We start from the raw sequence: 12,171 nt of genomic DNA, 5'->3' as shown, positions 1-12,171 counted from the left end.
TTTCGCTAAGCTGAACCAATTTCGTCATTCCGCTACTTGCTTATATTTGGGCTAGCCAACCCGGCGCTGCTTTTGTCTTAAACCCTTCCCAATGCCTCCTCTTCCCAGTAGCACGGCCTCGGCCGTGCAAATCCAGCAGTTCTACGATAAGGGCCTGGCCCACGCCAGCTACGCCGTGCGCTGCGGCCGCCAAGTCGCCATCATCGACCCGGGCCGCGACCCCCAACCCTACTACGATTTCGCCGACGAGCACGAGGCCGATATCATCGCAGTGATTGAGACGCACCCACACGCCGATTTCGTGTCGTCGCACCTGGAAATTGCCGAAGAAACCGAGGCCACGATCTACTGCAGCAAGCTGGTGGGGGCCAAGTACCCGCACAAGCCGTTCGACGATGGCGACCGCATCAGCCTCGGCAACGTGGAGCTCCACGCCATCAACACCCCCGGCCATTCGCCCGACAGCATCAGCATCCTGCTCCTGGACGAGCTGGCCCAAAGCCGGGCCGTGTTTACCGGCGACACGCTCTTCGTCGGCGACGTGGGCCGGCCCGACCTGCGCGAGGAAGAGGCCGTCGGCGGCCACCGGCGCGAAGCGCTCGCCGCCCAGCTCTACCATAGCACCCGCACCCGCCTGATGACCCTGCCCGGCGCCACCCGGGTCTATCCCGCTCACGGCCCCGGCTCGCTCTGCGGCAAAACCACCAGCCCCGACCTGGACAGCACCATCGCCAAGGAGCTGAAGACGAACTATGCCCTGCAACCCATGTCGCAGGAAGAGTTTATCAAGGTCCTGCTCGAGGACCAGCCCTTTGTGCCCAAGTATTTCGGCCACGACGTCAAGCTCAACAAGCAGGGCGCCCCTAGCTTCGAAGACAGCATCCGGGCCGTACCGCACCCCAGCAGCGCCGCGGCCCTGCAACCGGGCGTGCTGATTATCGACTCGCGCCCCGCCGCCAAGTTTCGGGCCGGCCACCTGCCCGGGGCCATCAACCTGCAGGATGGTGGCAAGTTTGAAACCTGGCTGGGCTCGGTAGTAGGCCCCAACGAGCCGTTTTATTTGCTGGCCGACTCCCAGATCGCGCTGGATACCGTCGTGCGTAAAACGGCTAAAATCGGCTATGAGGGCAACATCAAAGGCGCCCTGCTGGCCCCGCTGTCGCTGCCGGCTACCGCCCCCATCGTCGACGTAGAGGCCGTGCGCCAGCACCCCGAAGCCTTCACCATCGTCGACATCCGCAACCGCACCGAAGCCAAGGTGCCGGTGTTTGAAAACGCGCTACTTATCCCCCTGCCCGAGCTGCGCGAGCGGGCCCACGAAATCCCCACCGACAAGCCGGTGCTGATTCACTGCGCGGGCGGCTACCGCTCGGCGGCCGGGGCCAGCATCGTGCAAACTGCGCTGCCCGGTGTGGAAGTACTGGACTTGGGTGAGGCCATTACGGAGTTCCAGAAGCAGGCGGTGCATTAACGGTTTCAGAATTTGATTGATGCTGCTTTCACTAGCTCCGGCCAGCAAAGAATTCATCATTTCAGATTCAACTCGTAATATGGCGTTGCCTAAAAAAGGACTCCGCAAAATAACTGTCAATGATTGCCGCTATGCGTGGAGTGTTACCGGTAATGATTACGTGGTCCATCTTTCCATTGTGCCTTTAGACAACCTGGGTCGGCTACTCACAACTGAGTTTGGGTATCATAGCAAATTAACTGGGAAGCTGCATGACACAGCCGGAAAGGTTATAGGATACTCGACAAAGCAGCAACTTATTATCACGCCTTATATCGTTCGCCAAGTAATTCAATACGCTTTAAGCAAGGGATGGGAGCCAAAGGAAAAAGGGCCACAACTCCATTTACCTGATATTGAGGGAATGATCGATTTAAGGCTAGCCCATGAGGATTGATAAGTATGCGACCTTAAAAGGCGGAAAATATACCCATCGTGCTGGGCAAGGCCGTTACGGAGTTCCAGAAGCAGACGGTGCAGTAGCTTCGCCGTTATTGTTATGATATGTATGATTGCCGCTATTCGCCTTTTCGTTGGCAATAGCGGCAATCATGCTTGCGCTTGGCAGAACGCGAAATGTGACCACATAGTAAAGCTGTGAACTGTCGGTGGCGATTTTAGAACAGCTGCATTCAAATGACAAAACCATGGAAATAATCATACGAAAATCATACTTATTTTGGAGCGGAGAAGCATACAAGTATGGTGGATTTGGGCAAATAATTGACAAATACTTTTCTGCATCAGATGCTGATATTTTGATCAAAAAATTAACCATACATTTTTTGAGAAATATTAATCCAAAGATTAAAGATTATATTTTCTCAAACAACAATTACACTAAGGATATCGCACTACTTAAAGAAGTATCCGCTTTTTTTAGACAAGAATTTCAACTAGACTTTGAAAATGATTTTTGGTACCCACCAGCGCAACTGATAAACAAGTTTTGGAATTATCAAATCTTTTTTCCATTCCCCTTTTACTCAATAATAGAAAAAGTCGATGATATTTTCTATATCAATGAACTCAATAATAAGTTCTGGAGTCAAAGTGAGATATCAGCAATAAAAAATTCCGATTGGGATTTTACAATCCTCTGCCTTGGATTAACGGGACCTGTGAAGCAGATTTACAATGATATTGAAACCGCTAAAAAAGATGGAACTAAAAAAATGCTTTACCATCTCATTCGTGAAGATCATCAGCTTTTCAACAAACTAACAGACTTAAAGAAACATAAATTTATAAATGAGTGGCATAATGAAACTGAATATTACACTGAAATTCTACCCAATAACTTAAGCAGCAGAAAGACAGATGAAATTATCGAAAAAATTAAAGAAACTATAAATATAGAAGATATTTTTGAAACAAAAGAAATATCATTCGAAGAAGCGAAATCATTTGAAGATATCATGTGAAAAAGCTGCTATTAATAAAAATTCTACATCAGGCGGGCTGAAGTGCAAAATCTAAGACTGGCACTCCTAATTGAGCCTTAGTGATAAATCTAACTTTTTTTGCTTCAAAATTCTACCTGAACGCAAAGCCCAAAAAATCGTATACCATTAATACAAAACACCAAAAGTCAAAATGGAAACCAGTTTAGAAACCATATTCAAAATATATTCATCAGAGGATTATCCCCATAAAAAATCTTCAGCGAATATTATCTTCTACCCATTGCACTCAAGATACTATGACAATGAAGAAATTATAAAGAATATCATTAATGACTTAGTACCGCTCAATTTAATTATTGATGATTGGCTTTTGTATAGGTTGGCAAAAGATTTAAAAATAAACATGATAGAGCATTTGTCAAAAAAAGGTTTCGATGTTACTATAGTTGATGACAATGGTGAAAATATATTATTCAAATTACTTAAACAAACATCATTCAATTTTTCTGACGAAAATTTTAGTTTCTTTAGAGGCATTTTTGAAAATGCAATCAATTTAGGTGTTGATTATAGCCTCATTAATTTCAAAGGAAGAAATTTAATACACCAAGCAGTTATTTTTGGAGCGAACACCTTACTCTTAGAATATATTGCAAGTATGAACATAGATATTAACAAACAAGATAATGATGGCTTTACACCATTGCATTTTGCGTCGTCAGGCTGTACAATATTTAATTTACAGACAATTAAAACCCTTTTGGGAACGGGGCTTCTAGCAGTAAATATGTAAGGACGAAATCGCATAACTATGATACTGTAGATTCTCCATTACCAAGCGGTTTGACGCCATTAGAAATATTTGAAATCAACAAAACAGAATACGTTAGTCATGGTGCATTCGAGAAAGAAATTTCAGAATTATTAAAATAATAATCATAACACTGATTTTGCGGCAGGCCAGGGGATGAGCAAACTTGAAATTTTGAACTTATAATATACTTTAGTAATGAACCGAAACTTTGTGCTCCGGCCATTCGCCTGACAGCATCAGCATCCTGCTCCTGGACGAGCTGGCCCAAAGCCGGGCCGTGTTTACCGGCGACACGCTCTTCGTCGGCGACGTGGGCCGGCCCGACCTGCGCGAGGAAGAGGCCATCGGCGGCCACCGGCGCGAAGCACTCGCCGCCCAGCTCTACCACAGCACCCGCACCCGCCTGATGACCCTGCCCGGCGCCACCCGGGTCTATCCCGCTCACGGCCCCGGCTCGCTCTGCGGCAAAACCACCAGCCCCGACCTGGACAGCACCATCGCCAAGGAGCTGAAGACGAACTACGCCCTGCAACCCATGTCGCAGGAAGAGTTTATCAAGGTCCTGCTCGAAGACCAGCCCTTTGTGCCCAAGTATTTCGGCCACGACGTCAAGCTCAACAAGCAGGGCGCCCCTAGCTTCGAAGACAGCATCCGGGCAGCGGGGCCAACATCGTGTAAACCCCGCTGCCCGGTGTGGAGGTGCTGGATTTGGGCGAGCTACTACGGAGTTTCAGAAGCAGGCTGTACATTAGTGCCCGCTATTCATCACCTTTTCGTTGGCGATAGCGGCAGCACAAATGTTGTATGCTACTTTGAAGCGACACTTCAAAAATAAAAAACATGAAAAAAGCAGTTATTGTAGCGTTTGACAAATTTACCGACGTGGACATCTTTTTACCTTGGGACTTATTAAACCGGGTAAAGTTCAGAGACAAAGAGTTCCAGGTGAAAATAGTTGGGACTGAAATTTCTCACAAGTCAGTATGTGGGCTTGACCTAACAACTCACGGGCTTATTGAAGAATGTAATGACGCAGACTTTGTGTTTTTTGGAAGTGGGCCCGGCACAAGAAATGTAATCAAAGACAACTCCTACCTTGAACGCTTCAAATTAAATCCACAGACGCAAATTATAGGCTCAATGTGTTCAGGCGCTTTAATTATCGCAGCGCTTGGGCACTTGAAAGGGCTTTCAGCAACGACCTATCCGACAGCGTTTGAAGCGTTAAGAAATTATGATGTTGAAGTTATTGAGGACACGCACTTAGTGACTCATGGAAATATTGGAACAGCAGCAGGCTGCTTAGCAGCAGTTGATTTGATTGGTTGGGCAGTAGAAAAAATGTATGACACAAAAGTCAAGGAAGATATCATTGCCTCAGTTCTACCAATCGGGCAAGGACAAGTTTGTATTTATCCGTAAAAGAAAAGCAGTACAGCAAGGAACCGCCAAAATAGATGCAGAAGTGTTAAATTAAGCGCACCATAATCCTAATATAGATTTATCTTATGCTAAATTAAATATTTGTGATTTTAGTTCTCTTACAAGTCCCAAATGTTGGCGGTCATTGTAACAGATATCGCATACAGAACGAGATACAGAATTAACCCCGTGCTGAATAAACAAATACAACTTAGGCGAACCGAAAAACTCGACTTAGAGCTTTTCTTTCGATTTCAATTTGATGAACAGGCTAAGTACTTAGCTGCGTTTACAAACAAAGATTCTACTGATAGAGAAGCATATATTGAAAGATTCACAAAATTTTTAAATGATCCGACTATAAATATGCAGACAATTCTGGTAGGCCAAACCATTGCCGGCAGTATTGCAAAATTTGAAATAGAAGGGAAAGCTGAAATCACTTATTGGATAGATAGAGGCTTTTGGGGAAAAGGAATTGCGACGACAGCCCTTAGAAGCTTTCTGACCGTAGAAAATACAAGACCTATTCTTGGACGAGTCGCATTTGATAATTTAGGTTCGCAGAAAGTTTTAGAAAGATGTGATTTTGTAAAAATTGGCACGGACCGAGGTTTTGCCAATGCACGACAAGCAGAGATAGAAGAATTTATTTACCAGCTGACATAGGAATTAGCAAAGTACAAATTGTCAATAAGAGCATTTGCAATGATGCAGCTGACAGAATAAACTTCAGCTTTAGTGCATTCATCAGCAATAATTCCGGCAGCCTTCTTTGCGGTTATTCTCCACGTTAGTTTTCGACTAAGCCTTTTTTCCGGCTGACTGTTTGCTGTTGCCATGCAATTGCTTCAATGTTATTATTATATGTGATGGTGGCGCGAGTCTGCTATGCGCACCAGCCAGGAGCTGTTAGCCCGCCCGTACATTAACACGCGCCTTTCCCGATGTCCCCGCCGCGCTCGCTGGGACTTTTTCATTTCTCGCCGCCAAGGTATCTTTGAGGTTCACTCTACCTTATGCGCGTCCTTCACACCGCCGACTGGCACCTCGGCCAACACTTCCTCACCGGCCAGGAACGCACCACCGAGCAGCAGGCCTTTCTCGACTGGCTGCTGCTGACGGTACGCGACCAGGGCATTGAAGTGCTGGTGATTGCCGGCGACATTTTCGATACTGCAACGCCCTCGCACACGGCGCAGGAGCTATACTACACCTTTTTGGTGAAGATGCAGGCCACCGGCTGCCGCGACATCGTGGTGATAGGGGGCAACCACGACTCGCCCACCATGCTCAACGCCTCGCGGCAACTGCTGCGGCAGCTGCGCATCCACGTGGTGGGCGGCGTGCCGGCCGACCCGGCCGAGCAAGTGCTGCAACTCCCCGGGGCCGATGGCCGGCCGGGGCTAGTAGTGTGCGCCGTGCCGTTTCTGCGCGACCGCGACATTCGGCTGGCCGTCGCCGGCGAAACGCCCGACGACCGCCAGCTCCGCATTCGCCAGAGCATCGCGGGGCACTACGCGGCCCTGGCCGACAGCGCCACCGTGCAGCGCCAACGCGAGCAGGACGTGCCCGTGCTCGCCACCGGTCACCTCTACGCGGCCGGCGGCGAGGCCCGCGAAGGCGCCGAGCGCGACGTGCACATTGGCGGGCTCGGCCTGGTGGGCGCCGAACACTTCCCCGCCGCGTTCGACTACGTGGCGCTGGGGCACCTGCACCGGCCGCAGGTAGTAGGCGGACGGGCGCACATCCGCTACTCGGGGTCGCCGGTGCCGCTGTCGTTCACCGAGGCGGATGACCGGCAGCAGGTGCTCTTACTGGAATTCAGGGGAGCCGGGGCACCCGCCATTACCTCGCTGCCCGTGCCGGTAGCGCGGCGCCTGCAGCGCTTTCACGGCACCCTCGACGAGGTAGAAGCCGATATTCTGGCCTTCGACAACTCGGCTTTTCCACTCGTGGCCTGGGCCGACGTGCTCGTGCGCTCCGACGAGGCGCCCGCCGAAGTGCAGCGCCGGGTGCAGGCGGTGCTGCAGCTGCAAAAAGCCCAGGTACTGGCGCCCCGCGGCGTGCGCCACCAGCGCGCCACCGAAATGCCCGACCTGGCGGACAATGCCCTTCCCCTGGCGCTCTTGCACGAGCTGACCGTGGACGAGGTTTTCAGCCGGCGAGTGGCGGGCCTGCCGCCCGAGCGGGCCGCCGCCCTCACCGCCACGTTTGGCGAGCTGCGGCAGTTGCTGGCCGAGGCCGATCCGCTGGCCTGGGGTGGCTAGAATTAATACTAGCATAAATCATTGTTGAAATAATACAGTGGTGACAGTTCCTTTATCTAGTCAAATTATCTCTCCGGTCAACTCGCCTGCACAAGACATGAAAAAAGCTTTATTGCTCTTTACGACGCTGACCGCGCTGCTGGGAACGGCCGTGGAATCCCGAGGCCAAGCCAACCTAGTACACGGCATTGTGGCCGGCATGGGACTGATACGCATGGCCGCACACAAAAAGCCAGCTGCCCAAACCGCTAGCCCTAATACCAGCGCCAGCACTTACCGCGGCCAGCAATTGGTGATGCAACGCACACCGACTGACCAGTTGCCTAAGAAAGGGGGCGAACAAGTAACCGACGTAGAAACGCAGTTGAACCGCTTTCACACCGCGCTGCTGGCTGACTCCACTAGTGCTCTATGCACGCCCGAGCAACGCACGGCCATCCAAACTGCGCTAGTGAGCCTCGCCCGGGCGCAACCCCGCTGGAACTTGCAGGCTTACCAGCAAGAAGCAGCTTTCTACCTGGCTGAAAATACGCGTCGGGAACGCGCTACGGGAACACCCCCGAGCAAGTAGCGGAACCATTCGGCTCGGTTTACTAATTGCAGCTACGCCCGCCCCATCCAGTTCCCTAACTGGTGGGAGCAGGCGTAATTTTATTCTATGAAAATTATCAGCGTCCGCTTCGCTAACCTTAACTCACTGCCTGGCCCGTTCCTGATCCGCTTCGATGCCACGCCCATAATCGATACGGGGCTGTTTGCGATTACCGGCCCCACCGGCGCGGGCAAAAGCACGCTGCTCGACGCCATTGCCGTGGGCCTCTACGGCCGGGTACCGCGCCACGACCGCCAGGTGGGCGAAATGGTGAGCCGCCACGCCAAGGATGCCTTTTCAGAAGTAGAGTTTGAAGTTCACCAAACCAACCCCGACACCGGCGCAGTAGAGCGCGTGCGTTACCGCTCGCGCTGGGAGGTGAAGCGCAAAACCCGCGGCGAAGATAAAGGCGGCCTGAACCAGGACGCCATGACGCTGGTATTCAGCCCTTCCAACGTGGCCGTGGTGAGTGGCAAGGAGGCGGTGCCCGCGCGCGTGAGCGAGCTCTCGGGGCTGGACTTCGGGCAGTTCGAGCAGTCAGTCCTGCTAAGCCAGGGCAAGTTCGCGCGCTTCCTGCACGCGCCGGAAAAGGAACGCAGCGCCCTGCTCGAAAAGATGACCAACGTGGGCATCTACTCGCGGCTGTCGGTCGCGGCGTTTGAGAAGGCCAAGGAAGAAGAGATGAAAACCAAGCTCCTCCGCGCCAAGCTGGACGCTACCCGCCTGCTGTCGGAGGAAGAGCGGGCGGCCTTGGTCGCCCAGCTCGACGTGCTGCACCAGCAAGCCGAGCAGCACTACGAAGAGCAGCAGGAGCTGACCATCTGCCTGACCTGGCGCACCATTCTGGACCAGCTTGACCGGCAGTTGCGCGACACGGCCCGCGAAGTGGAGACCCTACGCCAGGCCGATGAAGCCCTGCAACCCGATTTTGCCCGGCTCGACGGGCACACCCGCGCCGCCGCCCTCGCCAAGCCGCTGGCTTTAGTAGCCGCCGCGCAGCAGGAGCTGGACCGCGACAGCGCCCAACTGCGTGAATTGACGCAAGCCCTGCCCCTGCTGGCGCAGGCCGCCGCCGCCGCCGCTACGGCCCATACCGCCGCCACGGCGGCTCACGCCACCGCGCTCGCCGATGAAAACCGCCTGCGGCCGGTGCTCAGCAAGGCTCTGGAACACGATGCGGCCATTGCCAGCGCCCAGCAGCAGTTTGCCCGAAACCGCGCTACCCACGCCCACACAATCCGGGAGCACGAGGCGGCCCGGGCCGCCTGGGACCACCAAACGCAGGAATTAGCCGCTCTGACCGGCCAGCAAACGGTGCTCGAAAGCTGGCTCATCGACCACGGCCACGAAGTGGAGCTGAAAAGCCAGATGATTGAGCTAGGCCGGGAAATCATCGATTTGCAGGTAGCCCAGCGGGAAATAGCCACGCGCGAAGCCCGCCGCGAGGAGCTGCTCAACAACCAGCGCGCCACCGCTGACACCTTGAGCCGCCAGCGCCGCCTCGAAGCCGAGGCCCTGGCCCGGCAGCAAGCCGTGAAGGACGCGGGCCAGCCCTGCCGGACCGAGCGCGACGCCCTGCTCCAGGGAACCACGGCCGCCGCGCTGGCCCAGCGCACCGATGACCTCACGGCCCAGCTGCAAATTCTTCAGCAACTGCTGCCCAAAGCCGAAGCCGCGCACGAGCAACAGGCCCGGGCGGCTGCCCTGGACGGCCAAATCGACCGCGAAGCCGCGCCCCTGGCGGCCGCCGAAAGCGCGGTTAGCCACCTCGAAACCCGGCGAGCCGATGGCTTGCGGCTACTAGACAGCTACCGGCGCGAGCTGCGCGCCCAGCAAGCCCTGGCCGACCTCAACGCCCACCGCCAGCACTTGCAGCCCGGCCAGCCTTGCCCGCTCTGCGGGGCCCTTGAGCACGCCTTTGCCGCTGATTTTACCGCCGGAGCCGATGAGCAGGAGCTGCGCGTGGCCGAGCAGCAGCAGGCCTTGGCGCTGCTGGACGACGAGCTCCGGGCCTTATCGCAAGACCTCACCCGCCGCCAAACCGAACAGCAACAGCGCCAACAGCGCCAACAGGAAGCCACCGCCGCCGCCGAAAGCGCCCGGCGTCAGGCCCGCGACCTAGCCGCGGCCCTGACGCCGACCCCTGCTAACCCAGACAACCCAGCGATGGTGCAGGAGTTGCTGACGAAGGCCGTCGCCGAGCAAGCCAGCGCTATTGCTACGCGACGACGCCTCGCGGTGCTCGACGAAAAGCTGGCCGAGTTGCGGGATGAATACACCAAGGCGAGGGAGGCCGCCGCCGCGGCCGAGTGCGAGATTCCCAAACTGACAGAGCGGCAGCACCTGACTGATTCAGAGCTGGCCAAACTGGCCAGTGAGCTAGTTCACTGGCACGAGCAAGCTCAGATTCACCAAAGCACCATTCAGGATTACCTGCGGCCCCACCAGCTCGTCCTGCCCGCCAACCCGCCCTACGATGGGCTGCTGGCCACTTTGCAGGAACGGGCTGATTATTACGAAGCGCAGCGCAACGCCTTAAAAACAGTGAGCGACTCGGTGGTGGTCCGCCACGCTCAGCACAAGGCCCGGGCCGAAGAGCTGGCCCGCCAAGAGATTCAGCTCGCCGCGGCGGCCGCCGCGCTCGAAGCCGAGCAGCTCGAGCTCGACCAGCAGCAAGCCACTCGCCAGGCTCACTACCCCGGCTCCGACCCCGCCGCCGAAGCCGAGCAGTTGCGTCTAGCCACCCAGCAGTTGGCCGACGCCCTCACCCGGGCTCAGGGCCAGCTGGCGCGGCAGCAGCAGGAGCTGGCCATCAAGCAAAATGCCCTCACCTCGCTGCAAACCCAGTTAGACCAGCACCGCAGCGCCCACGCCGAGCGTCAGGACGAGCTCGCGGCGGCCCTCGCCGAAGCCGGCTTCGCCACCGCGGCCGATGCTCAGGCCCTGCTGCTGCCCCCGGATGAGGCCGAGCGCCTGCGCCTGCGCCGCCAGGACCACCTCACGGCCCAAGCCGCGGCGGCCCGCCGCCTCGCCGACCTCACCGCCGACCAGCAGCACCACGCTGAGGCGGCCCTCACCCCGCATACCACGGCCGAGCTCTCGGCCCAGCTCAATGCCCTTTCGGCCGCCGACGACATCTTGCAGCAAAAACTTGGGGCCGTGAGCAACCAGCTGAGTCAGGACGACAACGCCCGGCAGCTCCAGGCCCATGGTCTGCGCAAGCTTCAGCAGCGCCAGGTAGAGGAACAGCGCTGGCAGGACTTGAGCGAGCAGATTGGCTCGGCCCGGGGCGACAAGTTCAGCCAGTTTGCCCAGGGCCTGACCCTCACGCACCTGGCTCGCCTGGCCAACCTGCGCCTGCGCCAGCTCACCGGCCGCTACACCATTCTCAAGACTCCCCATCGCAACCTGGAGCTGCAGGTCATCGACCACGACCAGGCCGACACGGTGCGACCCATGGCTTCGCTCTCGGGCGGCGAGAGCTTCCTGGTGAGCCTGGCGCTCGCGCTGGGCCTGAGCGAGCTGGCCGGCCATAAAGCCCGCATCGAATCGCTGTTTATCGACGAAGGCTTCGGCACCCTCGACCCCGAGGCGCTCAACACGGCCCTCGATGCGCTGGAGCGCCTGCAGCACTCGGGCAAGATGATTGGCATCATCTCCCACGTTTCCGACCTCAAGGATAGAATTGGCACCCAGATTCGGGTGCGGCCCGGGGCCGGGGGCAACAGCACGGTTCACATCGTGAATGTGCTGGGCGAGGAAACGAGTTGCGCGGCGACCTAGCCCGAGAAGCCGGCGGCGAAGCAGGGTAGCCAGTACGCGCAACAGCGCTTTATCGGCTGGTTGTTGCTGCCGGAATGGCTGCCGGGTAACTCCGGACGCGGTGGCGTAGGGCCATCAGCAACCCAACTAGGCAGCTTTGCGCCGGCTCATGACTAATCCAATAACGAGCCACAGGCAGTGGTATTTTTCGGGCTGGTTGTTCAAGAATTTGCCCAACTTTTACGCCCCCTTCGAACGCCCCTACTAGTGGCCGAAAGTGTCTCTGGCTCTGCCGTTCAGGCAAGCTACCCACGGCTCGGAGGGGCCTCGGGAAATACCTAGTTGTGAGCCATACTCATTGCCTGAACATGAACAGTTATGAAATAACCGCTATT

General features: G+C 55.6%; 10 protein-coding genes. All 10 read left to right on the top strand.

The genetic code is table 11. The features are described 5' to 3' along the window. Positions 1-91: 91 nt before the first annotated feature. Positions 92-1,471, top strand: a complete 1,380-nt coding sequence (locus IC235_RS06730; protein WP_223847125.1) for an MBL fold metallo-hydrolase — start codon at positions 92-94, stop codon at positions 1,469-1,471. A 19-nt stretch (positions 1,472-1,490) separates the two neighbouring features. After that, positions 1,491-1,907, top strand: coding sequence for a hypothetical protein (locus tag IC235_RS06725; protein WP_191004406.1), 417 nt, complete (start codon positions 1,491-1,493; stop codon positions 1,905-1,907). Positions 1,908-2,118: 211 nt separating this feature from the next. Then, the gene (locus IC235_RS06715) at positions 2,119-2,934 is read left to right on the top strand and encodes a hypothetical protein (protein WP_223847124.1); all 816 of its coding nucleotides are present in this window, start codon (positions 2,119-2,121) and stop codon (positions 2,932-2,934) included. 172 nt (positions 2,935-3,106) lie between these two features. Then, on the top strand, positions 3,107-3,709 hold the full coding sequence (locus tag IC235_RS06710; RefSeq protein ID WP_191004403.1) for an ankyrin repeat domain-containing protein: 603 nt from the start codon (positions 3,107-3,109) through the stop codon (positions 3,707-3,709). 229 nt (positions 3,710-3,938) lie between these two features. Further along, entirely contained in the window at positions 3,939-4,565 is a 627-nt protein-coding gene (locus IC235_RS06705) for an MBL fold metallo-hydrolase (protein ID WP_191004402.1), read from the top strand. 5 nt (positions 4,566-4,570) lie between these two features. Further along, positions 4,571-5,152: a DJ-1/PfpI family protein gene (locus IC235_RS06700; RefSeq protein WP_191004401.1), complete on the top strand. Its 582-nt coding sequence runs from the start codon at positions 4,571-4,573 to the stop codon at positions 5,150-5,152. 189 nt (positions 5,153-5,341) lie between these two features. Further along, positions 5,342-5,821, top strand: a complete 480-nt coding sequence (locus tag IC235_RS06695) for a GNAT family N-acetyltransferase (RefSeq protein WP_317173539.1) — start codon at positions 5,342-5,344, stop codon at positions 5,819-5,821. Positions 5,822-6,171: 350 nt separating this feature from the next. Further along, entirely contained in the window at positions 6,172-7,422 is a 1,251-nt protein-coding gene (gene sbcD, locus IC235_RS06690; protein WP_191004399.1) for an exonuclease subunit SbcD, read from the top strand. A 97-nt stretch (positions 7,423-7,519) separates the two neighbouring features. Beyond that, positions 7,520-7,993, top strand: a complete 474-nt coding sequence (locus tag IC235_RS06685; RefSeq protein WP_191004398.1) for a hypothetical protein — start codon at positions 7,520-7,522, stop codon at positions 7,991-7,993. Between the two features lie 87 nt (positions 7,994-8,080). Continuing rightward, positions 8,081-11,797, top strand: coding sequence for an AAA family ATPase (locus IC235_RS06680; protein ID WP_191004397.1), 3,717 nt, complete (start codon positions 8,081-8,083; stop codon positions 11,795-11,797). Positions 11,798-12,171: the final 374 nt, after the last annotated feature.

The sequence above is a fragment of the Hymenobacter montanus genome, from assembly GCF_014699115.1.
Classification (GTDB): Bacteria; Bacteroidota; Bacteroidia; order Cytophagales; family Hymenobacteraceae; genus Hymenobacter; species Hymenobacter montanus.
Note: the sequence above shows the minus strand (reverse complement) of the source record. Positions and strands in the feature narration are given on the sequence as shown.

Excerpts from the sequence above, each read along its gene's own strand:
- sbcD (WP_191004399.1), top strand. The coding sequence starts at position 6,172 with ATGCGCGTCCTTCACACCGCCGACTGGCACCTCGGCCAACACTTCCTC.
- IC235_RS06725 (WP_191004406.1), top strand. The coding sequence starts at position 1,491 with ATGCTGCTTTCACTAGCTCCGGCCAGCAAAGAATTCATCATTTCAGAT.
- IC235_RS06700 (WP_191004401.1), top strand. The coding sequence starts at position 4,571 with ATGAAAAAAGCAGTTATTGTAGCGTTTGACAAATTTACCGACGTGGAC.
- IC235_RS06730 (WP_223847125.1), top strand. The coding sequence starts at position 92 with ATGCCTCCTCTTCCCAGTAGCACGGCCTCGGCCGTGCAAATCCAGCAG.
- IC235_RS06685 (WP_191004398.1), top strand. The coding sequence starts at position 7,520 with ATGAAAAAAGCTTTATTGCTCTTTACGACGCTGACCGCGCTGCTGGGA.
- IC235_RS06680 (WP_191004397.1), top strand. The coding sequence starts at position 8,081 with ATGAAAATTATCAGCGTCCGCTTCGCTAACCTTAACTCACTGCCTGGC.
- IC235_RS06710 (WP_191004403.1), top strand. The coding sequence starts at position 3,107 with ATGGAAACCAGTTTAGAAACCATATTCAAAATATATTCATCAGAGGAT.